Origin of the sequence: Gordonia sp. Swx-4, assembly GCF_030316175.1 — a bacterium.
In the GTDB taxonomy this organism is placed as follows: Bacteria; Actinomycetota; Actinomycetes; order Mycobacteriales; family Mycobacteriaceae; genus Gordonia; species Gordonia alkanivorans.
Window position 1 is genome coordinate 1,946,576 of record NZ_CP128197.1, and the last position, 24,138, is coordinate 1,970,713.

Consider the following 24,138-nt stretch of genomic DNA (forward strand, 5'->3'; position numbering starts at 1 on the left):
GATGAGCGCCGGACGGCGGCGGATAAGGTGGCATGCGTGAGCGATCGGTTTCTGGTGACGGGCGGGGCACGTCTGTCCGGTGAGGTGTCGGTGGGTGGCGCCAAGAACAGCGTGCTGAAGCTGATGGCGGCGGCGTTGCTGGCCGAGGGGACGACGGTGCTGACCAACGCGCCCGAGATCGCCGACGTGCCGTTGATGGCCGACGTCCTGCGCGGTCTGGGTGCCGTCGTGGAGATGGACGGCGACACCGTCTCGATCACGGCCCCGGCCGAACCGAAGTTCCATGCCGATTTCGCGGCCGTCCGCCAGTTCCGCGCCTCGGTGTGCGTCCTCGGACCGCTGATGGCCCGGTGCCATCGGGCTGTCGTGGCCCTCCCGGGCGGCGACGCGATCGGGTCGCGGCCCCTGGACATGCATCAGGCGGGTCTGCGCGCGCTGGGCGCGACCAGCTCGATCGAGCACGGCTGCGTGGTGGCCGAGGCCGACGCACTCGTCGGCGCGCCGATCGCGCTCGAGTTCCCGTCGGTGGGTGCCACCGAGAACATTCTGATGGCGGCGGTCCTGGCCGAGGGCCAGACGACCATCGACAACGCCGCACGCGAGCCGGAGATCGTCGATCTCTGCGTGATGTTGCAGCAGATGGGTGCGCAGATCGAGGGAGCAGGCACCTCGACGCTGACCGTGAACGGCGTCGACCGCCTGCATCCCGCTACCCACCGGGTGGTGGGGGACCGCATCGTCGGTGCCACGTGGGGGATCGCCGCCGCGATGACGCGCGGTGACGTGACCGTCCGGGGTGTGCAGCCCGAGCATCTGCAGCTCGTGCTGAACAAGCTCGTCGACACCGGCGCCCGCGTCGACACCTTCGACGACGGCTTCCGGGTGCGTCACGACAACCGGCCGGTCGCGGTCAACGTCTCGACGCTGCCGTTCCCCGGTTTCCCCACCGACCTGCAGCCGATGGCGATCGGCCTCGCCGCCATCTCCGAGGGCATGTCCGTCATCACCGAGAACGTCTTCGAGGCCCGGTTCCGCTTCGTCGAGGAGATGGTCCGCCTCGGGGCAGACGCACGCACCGACGGCCACCACGCGGTCATCCGCGGAATCGAGAAGCTCTCGAGCGCGCCCGTCTGGTGTTCGGACATCCGCGCCGGCGCCGGTCTGGTGCTCGCCGGCCTCGTTGCCGACGGCGTCACCGAGGTGCACGACGTCGAACACATCGACCGCGGCTACCCGCACTTCGTCGAGATCCTCCGCAGTCTCGGCGGCGAGATCGAGCGCGTCTCCGACTGACCCGTGGGTGCCGACCTGTCCGATCGGACAGGTGGTACCCCCGTCCCGATGGGCCGACCCTGTCCGCCAAGGGTCAGGACCCCTTGTGGCCGTTGTGATCTGAGCGACATTCTCGTTGTGACAGACCCAACCGTCACAAGGAGTTCACCCCCATGGCCATTGAGCTGAACCAGATCTGGGATTTCCCGATCAAGGAGTTCCACCCGTTCCCGAAGGCGAAGCTGGGCGTCGGTGCGCACGACATGCTCGGTGTCGAGGCCAAGGAACTGGGTATGACCCGTGCCCTGCTGATGACAACCGGCCTCCGCGGTTCCGGCATCATCGAGGAACTGATCGGCAAGATCGAGTACCAGGGCGTCGACGTGGTCCTCTACGACCAGGTGGAGTCCAACCCCAAGGACTACAACGTCATGGACGCCGCCGCGCTGTACCAGTCGGAGAAGTGCGACGGCATCATCTCGGTCGGCGGTGGTTCGAGCCACGACGCCGCCAAGGGCGCCCGCATGGTGATCGCCCACGACGGCCGCAACATCAACGAGTTCGAGGGCTTCTCGAAGGCCACCAACAAGGAGAACCCGAAGCACATCGCGGTCTCGACCACCGCGGGCACCGGCTCGGAGACCTCCTGGGCCTACGTCATCACCGACACCTCGGACATGAACAACCCGCACAAGTGGGTCGCTTTCGACGACACCTGTCTCGTCGACCTCGCGATGGACGACCCGCTGCTGTACTACCCCTGCCCGGAGCATTTCACCGCGTTCTGCGGGTTCGACGTCCTCGCCCACGCCAGTGAGCCGTACGTCTCGCGGCTGGACTTCGCGCCGTCGCTCGGCAACGCGAAGTACTCGATCGAACTGATCGCCAAGCACCTGCGGACCGCGGTCTACGATCCGCGCAACCTCGAGGCGCGCACGGGAATGATGCACGCGCAGTACATCTCGGCGCAGGCGTTCAACTCCGGCGGTCTCGGCCTGGTGCACAGCCTGTCCCATGCGGTGAGCGCCTTCTACGACAGCCACCACGGCCTCAACAACGCCATCGCGCTGCCCCGCGTGTGGGAGTACAACCTGCCCTCCCGCTTCGAGCGCTACGCCGAGATCGCCGCACTTCTCGGCGTCGACACCTCCAAGATGACCACCGTGCAGGCCGCCGACGCCGCGGTCGAGGAGGCCATCCGCCTGTCGAAGGACCTCGGCATCCCGGACAACTTCGGACAGCTGTCGACCAACAGCTACGACAAGAACCGGATGAACACCGGCAAGTACGAGGGTCGCGGCGAGGGCATCGACACCTCGGAGAAGCAGATCCGCGCCATCGCCGAGCACATGATGGGCGACTGGTGCACCCCGGGCAACCCCCGCGAGAGCACCGTCGAATCGCTGATCCCCATGGTCACGCACGCCTTCACCGGCAGCTACTGATCACGCCCAGGGCGTCGAGAGCCACCACGACGCCCGTGGCGGAGCCGTGCCCCGGGAAGGGAGATCCCTCCCGGGGCAAGAGGTTCCGTCCCACCCCATCGATCCGACGAAGGAAGGTCTGGCGACCCGATGACGCACACCTCCACCGGTCTGGCCCGTCTTGCAGATGCCGACGAGACCGCTCGCTTTGCCTCCGCAGAGGAACTGACCGCCGCCCTGGGCGAGCAGGGATACCTCATCGGAACCGAGCTGGCGGTCGTCGTGCACCTGGCGACACTGCTCGACCGTCCGCTGCTCCTCGAGGGGCCGGCCGGTGTCGGCAAGACCGAACTCGCCAAGGCGCTGGCCGCGGCCTCGGGGCGCGAGCTCATCCGTCTGCAGTGCTACGAGGGACTCGACGACTCGCGCGCCCTCTACGAGTGGGACTACGCCCGCCAGCTGCTCCACGTGCAGATGCTGCGCGATCGCATCAGCGCCGAGTTGGCCGCGGAGACAAGCCTTTCGGCGGCATCGGCAGCCCTGGCGCGGACGGAGGTCGGCGTGTACACCGAGGACTTCCTGGTGGCCCGGCCGCTGCTGGCCGCGATCACCTCGACCACCCCCACCGTGCTCCTCGTCGACGAGATCGATCGCACGGACGAGGCGATGGAGGCGGTCATGCTCGAGGTGCTCGCCGAACGCCAGGTGTCGGTCCCCGAACTCGGCACGTTCACCGCGCGGTCGTCGCCGTGGGTGATCCTGACCTCCAACGACACCCGGGAACTCTCCCCGGCCCTCAAGCGCAGGTGCCTGCACTTCCAGGTCGGCTATCCGGACCCGGAGACCGAGCGCGCCATCGTGGCGGTGCGCGCGCCCGACATCGAGGAGGAAGTCATCGGCGAGGTCGTGGACCTCGCCCGCCGACTCCGCGATCTGCCGCTGCGCAAGAGCCCCTCGATCGCCGAGGTCATCGACGCCGCGCGGGCGGCGTCGTACCTCAAGACCACCGGAAACCGCCCGCAGGTCGGTTCCGAACCCGCTCCGGCCGACGCCGCGTTGCTCTCGTTGCTGGTCAAGTTCGGCACCGACCTCGACCTCGCCCGTCGTGTGCTGTCACCGGCCGCCGCCGATACCGCCGCGGCGAGGACCGGGGAGGTTGGGGAGGCCCGGGGCACCACGCCGCAGGGCTCGGTCACGGCGCGGGCGTTCGGTGCGGGGCGGGCACGCAGCGCCGGGGTACACGCGGGCCGATGACCGTGCTCACGCCGCCGAAGGAGAACGTGCGCCGCGACGAGATCCTCGACCTGCTCGCGGTCCTGTTCGGGCAGGCGCTCCGCGGTGCCGGGGTCGCGGCGTCGCCCGCGGAGGTGATCGAGATCCGCCGGACGCTGGCCATCGTCGGGGCCGGCGACCTCGACGTGCTGCGCGCGGCCCTGCGCAGCGTCTCGGTCAAATACGGTTACGAGACAGAGGGTTTCGAGCACGCCTTCGATGTCTTCTTCCTCGACGCCGGGTCCGGGCCAGGTCGGGAGGCGGATCTGCCCCGGCCGCGTGGTGCCGCCGCGGACCTGCCCGACGACGTCGTCTGGGACGAGGAGTTCGAAGGGGCGGCCCGCCGCATCGGCGCCGACGAGCACACCGAGGAGATCGGTGATCTGATGGCCCCCGATCCCGGCGCCGGTGAGCGGCACGGGGAGAGTGCACATCGCGAGGAGAACGACTTCACCGTCTCGGCGGGCGCCGAGCAACTGGGCGTCGACCCGGACAGCGGTTCGGTGAGCGGGGGAGTGACGTACACCGTCGAGATCGACTCCGCCGATTCGGCGACCGTGGGTGAACTCGTCGGTGCCGCCGCCCGGGTGGAGTCCACCCCGCTGGGTCTGACCGGCGCCGCCGCGATCCTGGCCGCGCTCGACGCCTACGACCCGCGCAGCGCGTACGGCACCGACGGGAACGCCGATCTCGACGACGCGCGCCGCGTCGAACTCGAGCGGGCGCTGGCGGCGTTCGTCGATGCGTTCACCGCACGCCTCGAGGCGGCCGGGATCGTCGTGGGCGACGCACTCGGTCAGTCCGCACCGGTGCGCACCGAGCAGGCCGACATCGACCGCGCGTGCCACCGGCTCGTCCAGCGCATGCGCGGTGCACCGCGTCGGGTGATCCGTCCCGGTGACCGCGGGACCCTCGACATCCGCGCCACGATGCGCGCCGCGGTGGCGACCGACGGGGTGCCGGCCGAACTGTGGCGCCGGCGTCCGCGGCGCGGTCCGGTGCGCCTCCTGGTCCTGGTCGACGTCTCGCTGTCGGTCCGGCCGGTCACCGGTTTCATCCTGCGGCTCGCCCAGACCCTGCACGGTTTCGGCGACCGTTGCGAGGTCGTCGCCTTCGTCGATCGTCCCGTACGCGTCACCACGGCGCTCCGGGCGGCGTCCGCCGATGCCGCACTGGCCGCGGTGCTCGCCGCCGACGGCCTCGACCTGGCCGCGACGAGTGACTACGGACAGATGTTCGCCGGGTTGCTGGGCGAGTTCGGCGACCTCGTCACGCCGCGTACCTCGGTGCTCGTCGTCGGCGACGCGCGCAGCAACGGATTCGACGCGCGCACCGACCTCGTCGCCGAGATCGGTCGACGCGCGCACCGCCTTGCCTGGGTGACCCCGGAACCGTCGCGCTACTGGTCCCAGACGGGCTGCGCGATGGCCGACTACGCCGAACACTGCAGCGGCGTGGTCAGCGTGCGGGACGGCGCCGAGATGCTTGCGCGCTGTGATGAACTTGGTGCAGCGCTGAGGTGACGTGAGTAGCGTCGAATGTGCCGGTGGCGCACAACCACATCATCGGCCCGCGGTGATCGGAGGACAACGGATGCAGGGTGGCACGCGCCGACGCAGCGCCGGTCATGTCGCCAAGTTCCACGCCCCCGAGATCGTGCTCGGACCGGGCGCATTCGGCGAGGTACCGCTCGCGACGTCGGGCCTCGGGATGCGCCGTCCGCTGGTGGTGAGCGACCGCGGTCTGGAAGGCACCCCCTGGTACGCACGGCTGATGTCGGGGCTGGCCGACGCCGGACTTCACGCGACCGCCTTCGTCGACGTGTCGCCCAACCCGCGCGCCGGTGAGGTCACCGCCGCGTTCCTCGCGTACAACTCGCACGACGCGGACGGGCTCGTGGCGCTCGGCGGCGGATCGGTCATCGACGCCGCCAAAGGGGTCGCGGTGCTCGCCTCCAACGGCGGCCACATCCTGGAGTACGAGGGGATCGATCGCGCCCACCGGCCGTTGCCCCCGCTCGTCGCGGTCCCGACGACCGCGGGCAGCGGCGCCGACGTCTCGCAGTTCTGCATCATCAACGACGCGGAACGCCGCACCAAGGTCACCATCATCGGCCGGTCGCTGGTGCCCGACCTGTCGGTGAGCGATCCGGAACTGCTCACCACGGTGCCGGCCGAGGTCACCGCACAGGTCGGTATGGATGTGCTGACCCACTGTGTCGAGGCGTACGTCTCGCTCGCGCACGGGCACATGACCGATTCGCTTGCGCTGGAATCCATCCGCGGCGTCTGGACGCACCTCGAACGACTCGTCGACGATCCGCTCGACAAGGTCGCGGCCGAGGAGATGTCGCTGGCGTCGCTGCGGGCGGGGATGGCGTTCACCAACGCGATCCTCGGCGCGACCCATGCGATGAGCCACCCGGTCGGCGGGCACTGCGATGCGCCCCACGGAGCGATCAACGCGGTGCTGTTGCCGCACGTCATCCGGTACAACGCGGAGGTGTGCGCCGACGGCTTCGTCGACCTCGCCGAGGCGATCGGACTGCCCACGGACGGGAACGCACGCATGGTCGCCGATCGCCTGGCGGACGCCGTCGCGCGACTGGGGTCCCGGGTCGGGATGCCGGAGTCGTTGGAGCCGTTGGGGGTTCGGGCCGGAGATCTCGACCGTCTCACCACGCACGCTCTCGCGGACTCGTGCATGACCACGAACCCGCGCCGACCACAGGCGCCTGGGATCCGCGATCTGTATGCGGCGGCCCTGTGATGGCCGGCGCCGCGCGGCCCGACCCCGAGCGGGAACCCGCCCGATCCGACCTCGAAAGCCTCGTCGGCCTTCGCAGCGTCAAGGGCAGCCACTACGCCCAATACCGCGGGGTCGAGGCCCGGCTGAGTCGGGTGGTCGGTGCGCTGGAACGGATCTCGCGGGCGCTGGTGCGCACCGCCGAAGGACCCGAGGCGCTGGTGATCGCGGTGGTCGAGGCGGCGCGCGATCATCTGGGCGCCGAGTGGGTGGTCTTCGGCCTCGCCGACGGTCGGCTCGAGCGATCCGCGCCACGCCACCTGATCAGCTCGGGCAGCGGCCGGCTCTACGCCTTCGAAGGATCGGCGACGGCCTCGCCGCCCGACGGTCTGCCCGACGAGGTGCTCAACCGGCTCAACGACATCCTGCGCGGCCACGAACCGCTGCTGCACGGTCCGATCCTGTCCGAGGACCACGTGCACGTGCCGGTCGAGCTCGACGGCAACGTCGTCGGCGGCCTGTCCGCGTGGGCGCCGTCCGGCCGGGTCGTCGACCCGACCGACGTCGTTGTCCTCCGGATTCTGGCCAGTCAGGCGATCGTCGCCCTGCTCAACGCCGAACTGTTCTCCGAGACACACCGCCACGCAGCGGAACTGGCCGAACGGAACGACGAGCTCGAACGCACGCAACGTGAACTGTCCGCCGCGATGCGCGCCACGGTCCTCAACGAGGAGCGGTCACGGATCGCCCGCGAGCTGCACGATTCGGTGACCCAGTCGGTGCTGTCCGCAGGCGTGCAGATCGAGCTGTGTCGCGACCTGGTCGACGGCGCCGCACTCGAGCGCTTGCAGATGGCCGGCCGGCTCACGAAAGAAGCGGTCGAGCAGCTGCGGACGTTCATCTACACGCTCAACAACGCCGCGAGCGTGCCGTCACCGAGCGTCCACGAGGTCCTCACCGAACTGTGCTCCATGCACATGCCGCCGGACCTCACCACCGCGGTCCGCATCCGGGGCCGCTCCCGCGAACTGTCCGACGACGTCCAGCATGCGTTGCTCCGGATCGCGGGGGAAGCGTTGTTCAACGCGGCGATCCACGCGCGCGCCACCGAGGTCACGGTGACGCTCACCTACGCGCCGGACCAGGTATCGCTGTCGGTCGACGACGACGGGGTCGGCGACCCCGACCACCTCCGGCGCGTCCTGCGGACCGCCTCGCTCGGCGACCTCGCCGCCGGACGTCATCGCGGTCTGGCGAACATGGCCTCGCGCGCGGCCGAGCTCGACGGGGAGATCCGGATTCGCCGGTCACGAGCGGGTGGCATCCGGCTGACCGCGATCCTGCCGACGGCTGCGGGGCCGGCAACAGCATCCGATCCCGGAAACACGACCAGGGAGTTCTCGTGAGCACCGACAAGACGACCGGGGATGCGACGAGCAGGGGAAAGCAGGTCAGGCCCATCCGGACCCTGCTCGTCGACGATCACGCCCTGCTCCGGGAAGGGATGCGCTCGCTCCTCGAGCGGGAGGACGTCGTCGAGGTGGTCGGGGAGGCCGGTTCGCACGACGCCGCGCTCGCCGAGGTGAACGCATGCCGCCCGGACGTCGTGGTCGTGGACCTCAAGCTGTCCGCGGGCACCGAGTACGAGGGGCTGCGCCTGATCAAGGACATCTCCCAGCGTCACCCGGAGGTCGCGGCACTCGTGCTCACGACGTTCCTCGACGACGACCTGGTCGTTCGCGCGGTCCGCGCCGGTGCCCGGGGGTACGTGGTCAAGGACGTCGACACCACCGAACTCGTGCGCGCGATCCAGGCGGTGTCCACCGGTGGCAGCGCATTTGATCCGCGCAGTGCCGCGGTGGTGTTGCGAACGGTGTCGGGGGAGGCGGAGACCACCGAGACGCTCAGCGACCGGGAGCGCGAGGTCTTGCGGTTGCTCGCGGATGGCATGTCCAACAAGCGGATCGGGGAGACGCTCTACATCTCCGAGTCGACCGTGAAGTTCCACATCCGCAACATCATCCGCAAGCTCGGTGTCAGCAAGCGCACCGATGCGGTCTACATCGCCAGCAAGCGCGGTCTCATCTGACCGGCGGCCCTCAGGGGGTGAGGATCAGCCAACCGCCGTGGTCGACGAACACGTGGGCCCCGGAGTGCGCGACGCTGCCGGCCCAGATGTGCAGGTCCGTCTCGGTCAGCCGGAGACGATGCCCGAAGTGTGGGCTGGGCTCCTCCTCGAAGGGGACCGCCACGATCACGCGTCGCCTCGCCACCCGCAGGGCCTCCGACAGCGCCGCCTCCACGCCGGGGGCGTCGAGATGCTCCAGAAGATGGATGAGCGAGACCGTGTCCACGGAGTCGTCGTCGTAGGGGAGAGCGGTCGCGTCGCCGACGGCCGAGTGGACCGGCAGTCCGAGTCGCCGCGATGCGCACGAGAGCAGAGAGACCGCGCCGGGCGAGATGTCGCAGGCCGACACGTCGAACCCGTCCATCGCGCAGGCCAGCGCGAAGAATCCGAAGCACGAACCGACCTCGAGCACCGACGAACCGGTGAGGAGTGAGTGTGCCCGCCGGTGTACCGGTGCGAACGCCGAAGTGCCGTAGCGGAGTTCACGGAGCGAGTTGTCGTAGAACGCCGACCACGCATCTGCGGAGGTTCCCGCCGTTGTCCGGATGATGCCCACCGCAGCGGATTCGAACTGCTCTTGTCCCGACAGGACACCGGGGTCGACCAGTGACACCAGCCCGTCGACGACAACAGAGTCGGAGATCGTCTCCTCGTCGAAGGGATGCGCGATCTGGAGGATGCCGGCCACCCGGCGCCACGACAGGAGGCCGCAGCGGGCGAAACCCCTGGGGACAAGCGCAGATCGAAGGACCTGCGGCCCGCGGTCGCGAACGTCAGATGAGTCGAGAAGCGCAGCCCGGACGGTCGTCGACTGATCGATGGTGGTCATGTATCGACCGTAGGAACATCCTGACCTGCGCATAACTGACCGAGCGGGGACGGGCGCCTGTCCGAAAGGATGGTTCTGCGGCGCACGTCACACCGGCAGGTTTGTCGAAAATGTACGCAGGGCAGACGGTTTCGGCGCTCCTCTGTGGACCGTGACCTGCGGCGATGTCCGACCCGGCAGGTCGCCACCTGGCGATTTGACCCAGGCGAGACGGTTGCGTAACTTTCTTCGAGTCAGCGCGCCACGGCGCCGCCCCGGGAGACCTGAGAGGGTCTCGAGACGGGGAGTGGAGACCGGGCCTCGCGCAGACCGCCCCCGAACGTCGACTGTGAGACCTGATGTCTCGCAGACGATGTGCGGGGTTGCCAGATCCCTGTGAGTCGCAAATCCTCGGGTTTGCAGCACGGAGTTTGGTTCTGGTAGGCTGGAAGAGTTGCCCCGGAGACGGGGTGGCGGTGAACGTCAGAACGAAGTCCGCTGGTGAAAGCCCTTGTGGGGGTGAGTGGCTGGTGGGTGTGTGTTCTTTGAGAACTCGATAGTGTGATGATGAATTGTCTGATGCCATTTTGGCATCGTGCATTCTTTATGGATGTTGATGTTTGTTTTTTTGTGTGGCGCTCGGCTTTGTCTGGGTGTCACATGTTTTGCTAGTTTTGGATTGGTCAGGTTTTGCTTTCCTGATTGTGTTGAAACGCTGGCGCCTTGTGGGTGTTGGTTTTGTTTCGCTATTTTTTCATGGAGAGTTTGATCCTGGCTCAGGACGAACGCTGGCGGCGTGCTTAACACATGCAAGTCGAACGGAAAGGCCCAGCTTGCTGGGTACTCGAGTGGCGAACGGGTGAGTAACACGTGGGTGATCTGCCCTGAACTTTGGGATAAGCCTGGGAAACTGGGTCTAATACCGGATATGACCTTGGAGTGCATGCTCTGGGGTGGAAAGCTTTTGCGGTTCAGGATGGGCCCGCGGCCTATCAGCTTGTTGGTGGGGTAATGGCCTACCAAGGCGACGACGGGTAGCCGACCTGAGAGGGTGATCGGCCACACTGGGACTGAGACACGGCCCAGACTCCTACGGGAGGCAGCAGTGGGGAATATTGCACAATGGGCGCAAGCCTGATGCAGCGACGCCGCGTGAGGGATGACGGCCTTCGGGTTGTAAACCTCTTTCACCAGGGACGAAGCGCAAGTGACGGTACCTGGAGAAGAAGCACCGGCCAACTACGTGCCAGCAGCCGCGGTAATACGTAGGGTGCGAGCGTTGTCCGGAATTACTGGGCGTAAAGAGCTCGTAGGCGGTTTGTCGCGTCGTCTGTGAAATTCTGCAACTCAATTGTAGGCGTGCAGGCGATACGGGCAGACTTGAGTACTACAGGGGAGACTGGAATTCCTGGTGTAGCGGTGAAATGCGCAGATATCAGGAGGAACACCGGTGGCGAAGGCGGGTCTCTGGGTAGTAACTGACGCTGAGGAGCGAAAGCGTGGGTAGCGAACAGGATTAGATACCCTGGTAGTCCGCGCCGTAAACGGTGGGTACTAGGTGTGGGGCTCATTTCACGAGTTCCGTGCCGTAGCTAACGCATTAAGTACCCCGCCTGGGGAGTACGGCCGCAAGGCTAAAACTCAAAGGAATTGACGGGGGCCCGCACAAGCGGCGGAGCATGTGGATTAATTCGATGCAACGCGAAGAACCTTACCTGGGTTTGACATACACCAGACGCATGTAGAGATACATGTTCCCTTGTGGTTGGTGTACAGGTGGTGCATGGCTGTCGTCAGCTCGTGTCGTGAGATGTTGGGTTAAGTCCCGCAACGAGCGCAACCCTTGTCCTGTATTGCCAGCGGGTTATGCCGGGGACTTGCAGGAGACTGCCGGGGTCAACTCGGAGGAAGGTGGGGATGACGTCAAGTCATCATGCCCCTTATGTCCAGGGCTTCACACATGCTACAATGGCTGGTACAGAGGGCTGCGATACCGTGAGGTGGAGCGAATCCCTTAAAGCCAGTCTCAGTTCGGATTGGGGTCTGCAACTCGACCCCATGAAGTCGGAGTCGCTAGTAATCGCAGATCAGCAACGCTGCGGTGAATACGTTCCCGGGCCTTGTACACACCGCCCGTCACGTCATGAAAGTCGGTAACACCCGAAGCCGGTGGCCTAACCCCTTGTGGGAGGGAGCTGTCGAAGGTGGGATCGGCGATTGGGACGAAGTCGTAACAAGGTAGCCGTACCGGAAGGTGCGGCTGGATCACCTCCTTTCTAAGGAGCACACAACATCACCCATTTCTGCCGGCGTATGTCTGTGCGGTGGGTGTGTGTTCGAGGGTGAAACATCAGACAGCCCTGTTCGATGTTCTGTCACAGGACGGAATGTTGGGGGTACCGCTTTGGCTGTGAGGCCGGTGGGTTCACGTCACACTATCGGGGTTCTGAGAGAACACGCGGCATGCCTTCGGGTGTGTGTCGGGTTGTCTCTGACCTAGCTGTTCGGTCAATCATGCTGGTGAGGTGTCCTGTGATGGGGCGCGGAGGTGTGGGCGGTCAGACGGTGTGTGTTGTTTGAGAAGTGCATAGTGGATGCGAGCATCTTTATTTCAAATCAACGTTGACGTTGGTCTGTGATTTAGCAGAAATTTGTTTGTTTTGTGATGTCTACATTCGATCCTCGTTCTTTTGGGGTGGGGGTGGTTTGTAGGTGTTGTTGTAAGTGTGTAAGGGCGTTCGGTGGATGCCTTGGTACCAGGAGCCGATGAAGGACGTGGTAGGCCGCGATAGTCCTCGGGGAGTTGTCAAACGAGCTGTGATCCGAGGGTGTCCGAATGGGGAAACCCAGCACGAGTGATGTCGTGTTACCCACCTCTGAATGTATAGGGGGTGTGGAGGGAACGTGGGGAAGTGAAACATCTCAGTACCCATAGGAAGAGAAAACAAAAGTGATTCCGTGAGTAGTGGCGAGCGAAAGCGGATGAGGCTAAACCATGCGCATGTGATACCGGGTAGGGGTTGTGTGTGGTGTTGTGGGGTTCATCTTCTTCCATCTACCTGTGGAAGCGTGAGTCAGAAAATCGTGTGTTAGGTGAAGTGGCCTGGAATGGTCTGCCGTAGACGGTGAGAGTCCGGTAGCTGAAAACACATGGTCTTGCGTGATGGGTGCCCAAGTAGCAGCGGGCTCGTGGAATCTGCTGTGAATCTGCCGGGACCACCCGGTAAGCCTGAATACTTCCTGGTGACCGATAGCGGACAAGTACCGTGAGGGAAAGGTGAAAAGTACCCCGGGAGGGGAGTGAAATAGTACCTGAAACCGGACGCTTACAATCCGTCAAAGCCTGTGCCTCTTCGGAGGGTGGGTGATGGCGTGCCTTTTGAAGAATGAGCCTGCGAGTTAGTGCTCGGTGGCGAGGTTAACCCGTGTGGGGTAGCCGTAGCGAAAGCGAGTCTGAATAGGGCGTTTGAGTCGCCGGGTCTAGACCCGAAGCGGAGTGATCTACCCATGGCCAGGGTGAAGCGACGGTAAGACGTCGTGGAGGCCCGAACCCACTTCAGTTGAAAATGGAGGGGATGAGTTGTGGGTAGGGGTGAAAGGCCAATCAAACTCCGTGATAGCTGGTTCTCCCCGAAATGCATTTAGGTGCAGCGTCACATGTTTCTTACCGGAGGTAGAGCTACTGGATGGCCGATGGGCCCCACAGGGTTACTGACGTCAGCCAAACTCCGAATGCCGGTAAGTGAGAGTGTGGCAGTGAGACTGCGGGCGATAAGGTTCGTAGTCGAGAGGGAAACAGCCCAGATCGCCGGCTAAGGCCCCTAAGCGTGTACTAAGTGGAAAAGGATGTGGGGTCGCGAAGACAACCAGGAGGTTGGCTTAGAAGCAGCCACCCTTGAAAGAGTGCGTAATAGCTCACTGGTCAAGTGATCCTGCGCCGACAATGTAGCGGGGCTCAAGTACACCGCCGAAGCCGCGGCACTCACACGTTAGCCCGTTGATGTTCTACGGAGTGTCAACCAGGTGTGTGGGTGGGTAGGGGAGCGTCCTGCATCCGTGGAAGCCACAGAGTGATCTAGTGGTGGAGGGTGTGGGAGTGAGAATGCAGGCATGAGTAGCGAAAGAAGAGTGAGAAACTCTTCCGCCGAATGACCAAGGGTTCCTGGGCCAGGCTAATCCGCCCAGGGTGAGTCGGGACCTAAGGCGAGGCCGACAGGCGTAGTCGATGGACAACGGGTTGATATTCCCGTACCCGTGTATCCGCGCCCATGCTGAATCAGTTGTACTAACCATCCAGATCCCCCAGGAGCACCTTCGGGTGCCGGGTGGGGTGATGCATGGGACCTTGGCTGGTAGTAGGCAAGCGATGGGGTGACGCAGGAAGGTAGTGGGGCCAGTCAGTGGTTGTACTGGTGTAAGCCTGTAGGGCGTGTTCTAGGCAAATCCGGAACACATATAGCCTGAGAGGTGATGCGTAGCCGTTGCGGCGAATTCCATGATCCTATGCTGCCGAGAAAAGCCTCTAGTGAGTTGGTACACGGCCCGTACCCCAAACCAACACAGGTGGTCAGGTAGAGAATACTAAGGCGATCGAGAGAACTGTGGTTAAGGAACTCGGCAAAATGCCCCCGTAACTTCGGGAGAAGGGGGACCCAGACCGGTGACGAGATTTACTCTCTGAGCGGGTGTGGGTCGCAGAGACCAGAGAGAAGCGACTGTTTACTAAAAACACAGGTCCGTGCGAAGTCGTAAGACGATGTATACGGACTGACGCCTGCCCGGTGCTGGAAGGTTAAGAGGACCGGTTAGTCACCTTTGGGTGGCGAAGCTGAGAATTTAAGCCCCAGTAAACGGCGGTGGTAACTATAACCATCCTAAGGTAGCGAAATTCCTTGTCGGGTAAGTTCCGACCTGCACGAATGGCGTAACGACTTCTCTGCTGTCTCAACCACAGACTCGGCGAAATTGCAGTACGAGTAAAGATGCTCGTTACGCGCGGCAGGACGAAAAGACCCCGGGACCTTCACTATAGCTTGGTATTGGTGTTCGGTTCGGTTTGTGTAGGATAGGTGGGAGACTGTGAAGTGGGCACGCCAGTGTTCATGGAGTCGTTGTTGAAATACCACTCTGATCGTATTGGACTTCTAACCTCGGACCCTGATCGGGTTCAGGGACAGTGCCTGGTGGGTAGTTTAACTGGGGCGGTTGCCTCCTAAAAAGTAACGGAGGCGCCCAAAGGTTCCCTCAGCCTGGTTGGCAATCAGGTGTTGAGTGTAAGTGCACAAGGGAGCTTGACTGTGAGACGTACATGTCGAGCAGGGACGAAAGTCGGGACTAGTGATCCGGCACCGGCAAGTGGAAGCGGTGTCGCTCAACGGATAAAAGGTACCCCGGGGATAACAGGCTGATCTTCCCCAAGAGTCCATATCGACGGGATGGTTTGGCACCTCGATGTCGGCTCGTCGCATCCTGGGGCTGGAGTAGGTCCCAAGGGTTGGGCTGTTCGCCCATTAAAGCGGCACGCGAGCTGGGTTTAGAACGTCGTGAGACAGTTCGGTCTCTATCCGCCGCGCGCGTAAGAAACTTGAGGAAACCTGTCCCTAGTACGAGAGGACCGGGACGGACGAACCTCTGGTGTGCCAGTTGTCCCGCCAGGGGCACTGCTGGTTAGCTACGTTCGGAAGGGATAACCGCTGAAAGCATCTAAGCGGGAAGCCTGTTCCAAGATGAGGTTTCTCACCCCCTTTTGCGGGGTTAAGGCCCCCTACAGACCATGGGGTTGATAGGCCAGAACTGTACGCACAGCAATGTGTTCAGGTGACTGGTACTAATCGGCCGAGGACTTACCAACAACACCCACAACATCACCAAACAACATGTTTTGGTGTGTTCGCATCCACTATGCATCTTCTGAGACAACACACAACAAACAAACAAACCGTTGTGGATTGTTTCATAAAGTTACGGCGGCCATAGCGGAGGGGAAACGCCCGGCCCCATTCCGAACCCGGAAGCTAAGCCCTCCAGCGCCAATGGTACTGCACCTTAATCAGTGTGGGAGAGTAGGACACCGCCGAACACAACATCCCATTGTGGCCCTACACGAGTAATCGTGTAGGGCCACAATGCATTCCACACCTATCCCGGCCCACCAGCGGTAGAAACACTACGCCGACAACCCGTACCACTCCCACACCATCCCGGTGCCGGCGGCAGAATCAGTGGGTGCTCTTCGGCACCACGATGATCGGGACCGAAACAGCTCGGAGTATCTTCGCGGCGGTGGTCCCCAGGAACAACGTGTTCGGGGCGGCCAGCCGGCTCGAACCGACCATCACCAGATCGCCGTCGTGCCACTCGAGTGACTCCACCGCTTCCTCGATGGTGGAGCCCTGTGCGACCGTCGACGTCACCGGGAAGTCCTCCGGCAGTTGGGTTCTCGCCTCATCAAGGGCCCGCTGGGCGTGTGCTCGGGCAGATTCGACAGCGGTGTCCTCAGGGACGTTCCGCCAGGGCTGCATGTCGTCGATTGCGAGAATCGACACCAGCCGGATAGGCCGATGTGCGCGGATGCCACTGCGGATCGCGGTTTCGAACAACAGTGGCGCACCCGGACGGTCGCCGATGGTCACCGTGATCTCGCGTACCTCGTCGGCGCCGAGATGTGCGAAGCCGGGCGGCGCGAGGGCCACCGGGATCGGTGATGAGTGCAGGATGTCGTTCACGACGGTCCCCAGAGTGTGCCGGCCGCGGATGCCACCGCCGGCTCCGCCGATGACGAGGATGTCGGAATCGGTGCGTCGGGCCTCGATGATCAGCCCCTCGGCGGGGTTGGCGTGTTCGGCGATCGTCGTCGTGGTCTCGATGTCGTCGGGCAGGCGGGCGGCCGCCTCGTCGAGCCAGCGACGAGCGGCGCTGTCGAGGGCATCGGAGAGTCTCTCCACCGCGTCGTCGGCCCCGGCCGGCTCGGGTGGGATGACGATGCAGATCTCGAGCTCGGCGTCGAAGGTGCGTGCCAGGCACGCACCCAGGGCCACCGCGTCCTCGCCCCCGGAAGTGGCGATGTATGCGACGAGCAGCTTCATCAGTGCTCCCAACCTTCTCCTCGGGGCGAACACACTCAGGCACCAGCCTAGTCACGTCTGTGCCGGATCCACGGCTGTTGTGTGCCCCGTCGCGTCACCCGCCGCGTCGGCTACCCGATCACCGCTGGACACGCTTAGATTGCCCCATGGAATCCCTTGTCGACGGCTACCTGCGCCACATCATGGACGAAGTCCGGGGCGACCGGTCGGGCGACGTCGCCGACTACATCCCGGAACTGGCCGTCGTCGATCCCGAGGGCTTCGGATTGTCGCTGTGCGTCCACGACGGATACATGTACTCGCATGGGCACTCCACCGAGACCTTCACCATCCAGTCCGTGTCCAAGCCGCTGACCTACGCGATGGCACTGCGCAAGCACGGTGTGGCCGCGGTCGACGCCAGGATCGGCGTCGAACCGTCCGGTGAGGCGTTCAACGAGATCAGCGTCGACGACCGGCGTCGTCCGAAGAACCCCATGATCAACGCCGGTGCCATCTTCGCGGCGTCCATGCTCCTGCCCGCCTCGCGCGACGTGAGTCGCGACGACGTCGACGCGGCCTTCGCCGAGATCGTCGAGTTCTATTCGGGTTGTGCGGGCGGGCGCCTCACCATGGACGAGGAGGTGTACGCCTCCGAATCCGCGACCGGATCGCGCAACCGGGCGATTGCCTACATGCTCGACAGCTTCGGCGCATTCGACACCGATCCGGACGCCGCGATCGACCTGTACTACCGCCAGTGTTCGATCCGGGTGACGACCGACGACCTGGCCGGTATCGGTGCGACCATCGCCAACGGCGGCCTGAACCCACGCACGGGCCGCGTGGTCTTCTCCTCCGAGATCGCGCAGCGTCTGCTCAGCGTGATGACCACCTGCGGGATGTACGACGGGGCGGGGGACTGGGTCACCTCGGTCGGACTGCCGGCCAAGAGCGGCGTCGGCGGCGGAATCCTCGCCGTCCTCCCCGGACAGCTGGGCATCGGCGTCTACTCGCCGCGACTCGACGAACACGGCAACAGCGTTCGCGGCGTCGAGACCTGCCGGCACCTGTCGAAGGACCTCGGGCTACACATGTTCAACGTGACCCGCGAGAGTCGGGTGACGATCCGCGCGGTCCACGACCTCGCCGACACCCCGGTGAGTGCCGAATGGAGTGAACGTGAGCGCAGCTATCTCCGGACCTGCCGCGACAAAATCCGTGTCTACGAGCTCCAGGGCGATCTGACGTTCGCCGGAGCCGAGAGCGTGCAACGACGCCTCGAGGCCGACCTCGACGACTACACGGTGGTCATCGTCGAGATATCGCGTATCGGTGTCATCGACGCGGTCGCCCGGACAATGGTTCTCAGCATCAAGCGGTTGCTCGACGACAGCGGACGCCGGGCAGCACTCGTCGATCCTGATGGTGTGGTGCGGGCCAGTGTGATCCGCCATCGAGCCGACGGTACCGCGCCCGATCTCGACGCGCCGGCAGACCTCAAGGGCTTCGATCCGGCGCTGCCGCACGTGCACGCCACGATGGAGGATGCCGTCATCGACGCGGAGACGTTCATGCTCAAGCACTACTACGACCAGTGAGTCCGGACGCTCCTCAGGGATCACACGAGCCCCGGCGCGGGGGCGTGAGAACGGTGCAGCCGATGCCCTAGGGTGGGCTCGTGCGTCTCGTCATCGCGGAGTGTCAGGTCGATTACGTCGGGCGGCTGACCGCCCATCTGCCCATGGCCAAGCGACTGCTCCTGGTCAAGTCGGACGGCTCGGTGAGCGTGCATGCCGACGACCGCGCCTACAAGCCTCTGAACTGGATGAGCCCGCCGTGCTGGCTCACCGAAGCCGCCGTGCCCGAGGGCACCGAGGCGGAGGCCTACTGGGTCGTCACCAACAAGGCCGGCGAGGAACTGCGCATCACCATCGCCTCGATCGAGCACGACTCGCAGCATGAACTCGGCATCGACCCAGGTCTGGTCAAGGACGGTGTCGAGGCGCATCTGCAGGAACTGCTCGCCGAACACGTGGAGACCCTCGGGCCCGGCCACACCCTCATCCGCCGCGAGTACATGACGGCGATCGGGCCGGTCGACCTGCTCTGCCGCGACGCCACGGGCGCCACCGTCGCCGTGGAGATCAAACGGCGCGGGGAGATCGACGGAGTCGAGCAGCTCACGCGCTACCTGGAACTGCTCAACCGCGACACCACACTGGCCCCGGTGGCAGGCGTCTTCGCCGCGCAGCAGATCAAGCCGCAGGCCCGGACCCTCGCCGAAGACCGTGGAATCCGTTGCGTGGTGCTGGATTACGAAGCGCTGCGTGGTGCGGAGAGCACGGAGTTCCGGCTCTTCTGAGCCGGACGCCGAGTCCTGACCCGTAGAACGCCGCTCAGGCGTTGGCGCGGGCCTCCGGCGACAACTTGCGATTGAGCAGCTCGAGATCGTCGGTGTCGGAGAGCACGTCGTACTCGGAGTCCTCCGGCTGCGCCAGCAACTCGGGCAGTTCGGCGAGCTTGTCGCGGAGCTGACCCAGGTTGGCCGCGATCTCCTGACGCGCGCGATCGGCAGCCTGAGCCATCTCACGGGACCGGTTGAGACGTTCGCCGGCGATGTCGAGCGCGGTCTGCCGGATGTGGCTCGCCTCGTCGAGGGCACGCTCGCGCTGGTCGGCGAGTTCGGCGTCCTGACGTTCGCGTTCGGCGGCGCGTTCGCGGGCGCTGACCGCCTCGAGCTCGGCGACCTCCGCCTTCGCCTTGTCGACGATGCGACGGGCCTCGTCGTTGGCCGCCTTCATCGTCTTGGTGTGCTCGGCCTCCATCGCCGCGGTGCGTTCGGCGATGAGACGTGCCGACTCGGACTCGTTGGCCGCGGCGGTCTCCTTGACCTGACGGGCGCGGGCCGACGCCTCGTCGACGAGCTTCTTCGCCGCCGTCTGCGCCTCGCTGCGGATCCGCTCGGCCTCGGCGGCCGCCTCGGAGCGCATGTCGGCGGCTTCCTGGCGTGCGATGGAGAGAGTCTCGGCGGCTTCGGCGGAGGCCTCGGCACGCATCTCCGACGCCTCGTCGGACGCGAGCTGGAGCATCCGCGAGAGGCGCTCGCTCATTCCTTGAGCGGTGGTGGGCGGCACCGAGAGCTTGTCGATCTCGCGGCGGAGTTCGGCGATCTCGTCGCGCGCCTCTTCGAGATGAGAGGCGAGCTCGTGGGCGTTGGCGGTGGCGGCGTCGCGATCGGCGGCGAGAACCCGCAACTCGGCATCGAGTCGCTGGAGATGGTCGGCGACCTGCTCACGGTCATAACCGCGCATCACGATCGCGAAGGGCAATTGCCGTGCGGGACCTGGCATGCGGGCCAGTGTATCGGAGACGTTCGGAGGTCGAAGCTCGGTCGAGCGACGTAGGACCGCGGTGTCGGCGTTATCGGCGACGAGGCCCCCGGCGGCGGCGCGTGGGCGACCACTCGGGTGTCCACGCGCCGGCACCGGCGTTCGCACCGGAGTGCCGGCCGGGTGTGATGCGGAAGGATTCATCAAGCGGCCGAACGGTTTTGGGTTCGGGTGGCGTGTCGAATCGGTCAGTGCGCTGCGTCGGCGGCAGGCTCGACGAGCTCGAGGAGGACGCCACCCGCATCCTTGGGATGGACGAAGTTGATGCGCGAGTTCGCGGTGCCTCGTTTCGCGGCGGGGTAGAGGACGCGGACGCCGGCCTCGGTGAGGCGGGTCATGACGGCGTCGACGTCGGTCACGCGTACCGCGAGCTGCTGCAGTCCGGGGCCGTTGCGACCGATGAACTTCGCGATCGTCGACTCCTCGTTCAGTGGCGCGAGAAGCTGGATGACGGCGCCACCGCCGGCGGGGCCGACCATGGCCTCCTCGACACCCTGCTCGGCATTGGTCTCCTGATGGAGCGTCTCGAAGCCGAGATGTGTCGCATACCACTCTTTGGCGGCGTCCAGGTCCGGAACGGCGATACCGACGTGGTCGATCGCGACGACCAGGTCGGAGATCAGGGCGGTCGCGCCGGCAGAAGTGCTGGGGTCAGATGCAGAGGTGCTCATGTCACAACGGTAGCGTTGAGGGTCAGAGCGCACAGAGCGGGCGCTCGGTAGCCCCCCGCACGACCCACCCCCGGAGGTTCCTTTCCATGTCCTCGACTGCTGACAACACGACGGTCATCGTCGCCGGTGCACGCACGCCTTTCGGCCGTCTCCTCGGTTCGCTGAAGGACTTCAGCGGCGTCGACCTGGGTGCGGTGGCCATCAAGGGCGCACTCGAGAAGTCCGGTGTCCCGGCTTCGGAGGTCCAGTACGTGATCATGGGCCAGGTTCTGACCGCGGGGGCAGGTCAGATGCCGGCTCGTCAGGCCGCGATCAAGGCCGGCATCGGTTGGGACGTCCCGACCCTGACCATCAACAAGATGTGCCTCTCGGGCATCGACGCCATCGCGCTCGCCGACCAGCTCATCCGCGCCGGTGAGTTCGACGTCGTCGTCGCCGGCGGCCAGGAGTCGATGACCCAGGCCCCGCACCTGCTGCCCAACAGCCGCGGTGGCTTCAAGTACGGCAACACCGAGCTCGTCGACCACATGGCCTTCGACGGTCTGCACGACGCCTTCACCGATCAGCCGATGGGTGCGCTGACCGAGCAGGGCAACGACAAGGACGGCTTCACCCGCGAACAGCAGGACGAGTTCGCCGCCCGCAGTCATCAGCTCGCCGCCGCCGCGTGGAAGAACGGCGTGTTCGACGACGAGGTCGTGCCGGTGTCGATCCCGCAGCGCAAGGGTGACCCGATCCAGTTCGCCGAGGACGAGGGCATCCGCGCCAACACCACCGCCGAGTCGCTCTCGGGCCTGCGTCCGGCCTTCCGCAAGGACGGCACCATCACCGCGGGCAACTCCTCCCAGATCTCCGACGGTGCGGCCGCGGTCGTCGTGATGTCCAAGGCCAAGGCGGAGGAGCTGGGCGTGACCTGGCTCGCCGAGATCGGCGCCCACGGCGTCGTCGCAGGTCCGGACTCCAGCCTGCAGGCGCAGCCGGCCAACGCGATCGCCAAGGCCTGCGCCCGTGAGGGCATCGCCCCGGCCGACCTCGACCTCATCGAGATCAACGAGGCCTTCGCCGCGGTCGGCCTGGCCTCGGCGCAACAGCTCGGTGTCGACGAGGGCAAGATCAACGTCAACGGTGGAGCGATCGCCGTCGGCCACCCGATCGGTACCTCCGGCGCCCGAATCACCCTGCACCTCGCCCTCGAGCTGCAGCGCCGTGGCGGTGGCGTCGGCGCGGCCGCGCTGTGCGGTGCCGGCGGCCAGGGCGATGCCCTGATCGTCCGCGTCCCGAAGGCCTGACACACCCGCTGAAGGAGACTTCTACGACACTTTGTCGTAGAAGTCTCCGCCGGCAGGCAGAATGGTGAACATGCTGTCTTTCTTCGACCTGACCACGCCCGCCAAGCGCTTCCGCCTCGTCGCCGTGGCGGAGGCGATCACCTGGGCGTGGCTGATCGTCGGGATGATCCTCAAGCGCGTCAACGACGACCCCGAGGCCATCGCGCTTCCCGGCGCCACCCACGGTGCCGTCTTCGTGATCTTCGTGATCGTCGCCCTGATCACCGCGTTCCAGCTCAAGTGGAATTCCGTGAAGTGGGAGATCCCGCTCGGCGGGCGACGCATCGGCATCCCGATCGTCACCCTGCTGGCGCTCGCGTCGAGCGTTCCGCCGTTCGGCACGATCGTCTTCGAGTGGTGGGCCAAGCGCAACGGCCACCTCGCCGAGTTGTCGGCCGAACAGTCGCCGCAGCAGGCCACCGCCTGATCCCGGAGGTGGTCCCCTGATCGTCGCATTCAGCCTCACGCCCTCGGGCGGAACCGCCGTCGACGCCGACGGCGGGATGAGTGCGGCGGTCGCGGCCGCCGTCGAGGTGGTACGTGCCTCCGGGCTCCCGCATCAGACCACGTCGATGTTCACCTACCTCGAGGGCGACTGGGACGAGGTGATAGCGGTCGTCAAGGCCGCCACCGATGCCGTCGCCGCCCATGCGCCACGCGTGGGACTCGTGCTCAAGGCCGACATCCGTCCCGGGCACACCGGCGAACTGACCGGCAAGGTCGAGCGGGTGGAACGCCACCTGGGTTCGGGCTCCTGAGTGCAGGTGCACCCCGCGACCGAACCTCGCCGCTCTCGGCGGGCGGTCGCCACGATCTTTGCTCTCAACGGCTTCCTCGCCGCCATGTGGGTGGCGCACATCCCGGTCATCAGCGGCCGCACCGACGTCGGACACGACGAGCTCGGCGGCCTGTTGCTCCTCCTGGGTGGTTCCGCCTTCGTCGGCATGCAACTGTGCGGCCCGCTGATCGACCGCTGGGGTTCCCGGCCGCTCACCGTCTTCGCCGCATCGCTGCTCTCGGCTGTCATCATCACGCCGGTGCTGGCCGTCGACACTCTCACCCTCGGCGCCGCCCTCGCGGCCTTCGGCTTCGCGAACGGGTGCCTCGATGTGTCGATGAACGCCCAGGCCGTCGCGGTGGAGCGCGCCTACCGCCGGCCGATCATGTCCTCCTTCCACGGCTTCTTCTCCGCGGGAAGCCTCGTCGGGTCCGGCGTGGTCGCGGCGACGCTGTGGGCCGACGCCGGGGTCGTGCCGACCGTCGCCTGCGCGGCCTTCGCGGGCTTCCTGGTCCTCGCCGCGGTCGCGCGCCAACTCACCGGAGACGACAAGGCGCCGGCGGGCCCGGCGCCGGACACATCGTCTGACATCGGCGCCGGCTCGTGGTGGCACGGCATCGACCGGCGCCGGCTCGTGCTCCTGGCGGTCGTCGCCTTCGGACTGATGCTCGCCGAGGGCACCGCCTACGACTGGAGCGCCCTGCACATCGTCGAGAGCCACGGGACCAGCGAGGCGATCGGCGCGATCGCCTTCGGTGCCTTCAGCGCGACCATGACGGTCGCGAGATTCGTCATCGACCCGGTGGTCGCCGCGGTGGGTGCGGTCCGCGTGCTCAGGGTCGGCGCGCTCGTCGGCATGGCCGGTATGGCGATCGCGATCGCGATCGCCGATACCCGCACTCGCGGTCGCCGGGTGGGCGGTCTTCGGCCTGGGACTCGCCGGCCTCATCCCGCAGATCTTCACCGCCGCGGGCAACCTCACCGACTCCGCGGGTGGCCGGACGATCTCGGTCGTCGTCGGCTGCGGGTATCTCGGCATGCTCGCCGGTCCCGCCGTCGTCGGGTTCATCAGCAGCCGAACGAGTCTCGACATCGGACTTCTCGCGGCACTGGCCGCGCTGTTGCTCGCCGTGTTCTTCGCCGGGGTCGTCCGCCCTCGCGAACAACCGGTGTCCGCGCTCGGCGAACCTAGGTCAACGAGCCCGTGTGGTCGTGCCACACTAGAGGAGTGACGCGACCAACCAATCGTCAGCAGG

The 24,138-nt window shown here is 65.6% G+C and carries 16 protein-coding genes, 3 rRNA genes and 1 pseudogene; 16 read left to right on the forward strand and 4 right to left on the reverse strand.

What is annotated here, in order from left to right:
• Positions 1-36 precede the first annotated feature (36 nt).
• The 7 genes from murA to PWF70_RS08980 all read left to right on the forward strand — a co-directional run bounded on the left by murA (position 37) and on the right by PWF70_RS08980 (position 8,802).
• Entirely contained in the window at positions 37-1,293 is a 1,257-nt protein-coding gene (murA, locus tag PWF70_RS08950) for a UDP-N-acetylglucosamine 1-carboxyvinyltransferase (protein ID WP_040004357.1), read from the forward strand.
• A gap of 152 nt (positions 1,294-1,445) precedes the next feature.
• Positions 1,446-2,717 carry an NDMA-dependent methanol dehydrogenase gene (mdo, locus tag PWF70_RS08955; protein ID WP_006360532.1) on the forward strand — a complete coding sequence of 424 codons (1,272 nt, stop codon included), beginning with the start codon at positions 1,446-1,448 and terminating at the stop codon, positions 2,715-2,717.
• Positions 2,718-2,846: 129 nt separating this feature from the next.
• Positions 2,847-3,950 carry a MadB family AAA-type ATPase gene (locus tag PWF70_RS08960; RefSeq protein WP_006360533.1) on the forward strand — a complete coding sequence of 368 codons (1,104 nt, stop codon included), beginning with the start codon at positions 2,847-2,849 and terminating at the stop codon, positions 3,948-3,950.
• Positions 3,947-5,491 carry a MadC family VWA domain-containing protein gene (gene madC / locus PWF70_RS08965; protein ID WP_006360534.1) on the forward strand — a complete coding sequence of 515 codons (1,545 nt, stop codon included), beginning with the start codon at positions 3,947-3,949 and terminating at the stop codon, positions 5,489-5,491. Before PWF70_RS08960 ends, madC begins: the two co-directional genes overlap by 4 nt.
• 70 nt (positions 5,492-5,561) lie before the next feature.
• Entirely contained in the window at positions 5,562-6,737 is a 1,176-nt protein-coding gene (locus PWF70_RS08970; RefSeq protein WP_006360535.1) for an iron-containing alcohol dehydrogenase, read from the forward strand.
• Complete coding sequence (locus PWF70_RS08975; protein ID WP_006360536.1) at positions 6,737-8,119, forward strand: MadS family sensor histidine kinase; 1,383 nt, start codon at positions 6,737-6,739, stop codon at positions 8,117-8,119. The genes PWF70_RS08970 and PWF70_RS08975 overlap by 1 nt, the downstream gene beginning before the upstream one ends.
• The gene (locus tag PWF70_RS08980; RefSeq protein WP_006360537.1) at positions 8,116-8,802 is read left to right on the forward strand and encodes a MadR family response regulator transcription factor; all 687 of its coding nucleotides are present in this window, start codon (positions 8,116-8,118) and stop codon (positions 8,800-8,802) included. Before PWF70_RS08975 ends, PWF70_RS08980 begins: the two co-directional genes overlap by 4 nt.
• A gap of 10 nt (positions 8,803-8,812) precedes the next feature.
• Here PWF70_RS08980 and mftM read toward each other — a convergent pair whose 3' ends face one another.
• Positions 8,813-9,670, reverse strand: coding sequence for a mycofactocin oligosaccharide methyltransferase MftM (mftM, locus tag PWF70_RS08985; protein ID WP_075862884.1), 858 nt, complete (start codon positions 9,668-9,670; stop codon positions 8,813-8,815).
• Positions 9,671-10,402: 732 nt separating this feature from the next.
• Here mftM and PWF70_RS08990 point away from each other — a divergent pair.
• The 3 genes from PWF70_RS08990 to rrf all read left to right on the forward strand — a co-directional run bounded on the left by PWF70_RS08990 (position 10,403) and on the right by rrf (position 15,728).
• Positions 10,403-11,925, forward strand: a 16S ribosomal RNA gene (locus PWF70_RS08990).
• Positions 11,926-12,367: 442 nt separating this feature from the next.
• A 23S ribosomal RNA gene (locus PWF70_RS08995) occupies positions 12,368-15,500 on the forward strand.
• A 111-nt stretch (positions 15,501-15,611) separates the two neighbouring features.
• Positions 15,612-15,728 (forward strand): 5S ribosomal RNA (gene rrf, locus PWF70_RS09000).
• The 16S, 23S and 5S rRNA genes sit together here, the layout of an rRNA operon.
• Positions 15,729-15,867: 139 nt before the next feature.
• On the opposite strand, the gene PWF70_RS09005 is transcribed toward rrf, so the two are convergent.
• Positions 15,868-16,734: a universal stress protein gene (locus PWF70_RS09005; RefSeq protein ID WP_006359595.1), complete on the reverse strand. Its 867-nt coding sequence runs from the start codon at positions 16,732-16,734 to the stop codon at positions 15,868-15,870.
• Between the two features lie 146 nt (positions 16,735-16,880).
• On the opposite strand from PWF70_RS09005, the gene glsA reads away from it, so the two are divergent.
• Positions 16,881-18,314 carry a glutaminase A gene (glsA, locus tag PWF70_RS09010; protein ID WP_155225204.1) on the forward strand — a complete coding sequence of 478 codons (1,434 nt, stop codon included), beginning with the start codon at positions 16,881-16,883 and terminating at the stop codon, positions 18,312-18,314.
• 80 nt (positions 18,315-18,394) lie between these two features.
• Complete coding sequence (gene nucS / locus PWF70_RS09015; protein WP_006359593.1) at positions 18,395-19,078, forward strand: endonuclease NucS; 684 nt, start codon at positions 18,395-18,397, stop codon at positions 19,076-19,078.
• A 34-nt stretch (positions 19,079-19,112) separates the two neighbouring features.
• Here the strand turns inward: nucS and PWF70_RS09020 are convergent, their stop codons facing one another.
• Both PWF70_RS09020 and mce read right to left on the reverse strand, forming a co-directional pair.
• The gene (locus tag PWF70_RS09020; protein ID WP_155225205.1) at positions 19,113-20,066 is read right to left on the reverse strand and encodes a coiled-coil domain-containing protein; all 954 of its coding nucleotides are present in this window, start codon (positions 20,064-20,066) and stop codon (positions 19,113-19,115) included.
• Between the two features lie 227 nt (positions 20,067-20,293).
• Entirely contained in the window at positions 20,294-20,776 is a 483-nt protein-coding gene (mce, locus tag PWF70_RS09025; RefSeq protein WP_006359591.1) for a methylmalonyl-CoA epimerase, read from the reverse strand.
• Between the two features lie 86 nt (positions 20,777-20,862).
• Here mce and PWF70_RS09030 point away from each other — a divergent pair, with 86 nt between their 5' ends.
• The 4 genes and pseudogenes from PWF70_RS09030 to PWF70_RS09045 all read left to right on the forward strand — a co-directional run bounded on the left by PWF70_RS09030 (position 20,863) and on the right by PWF70_RS09045 (position 24,114).
• Positions 20,863-22,065 carry an acetyl-CoA C-acetyltransferase gene (locus tag PWF70_RS09030; protein ID WP_006359590.1) on the forward strand — a complete coding sequence of 401 codons (1,203 nt, stop codon included), beginning with the start codon at positions 20,863-20,865 and terminating at the stop codon, positions 22,063-22,065.
• A 70-nt stretch (positions 22,066-22,135) separates the two neighbouring features.
• Positions 22,136-22,531, forward strand: coding sequence for a DUF3817 domain-containing protein (locus PWF70_RS09035; protein WP_006359589.1), 396 nt, complete (start codon positions 22,136-22,138; stop codon positions 22,529-22,531).
• A gap of 16 nt (positions 22,532-22,547) precedes the next feature.
• Entirely contained in the window at positions 22,548-22,862 is a 315-nt protein-coding gene (locus tag PWF70_RS09040; RefSeq protein ID WP_040004226.1) for a thiamine-binding protein, read from the forward strand.
• An 84-nt stretch (positions 22,863-22,946) separates the two neighbouring features.
• Positions 22,947-24,114, forward strand: a pseudogene (locus PWF70_RS09045) (MFS transporter).
• Positions 24,115-24,138: the final 24 nt, after the last annotated feature.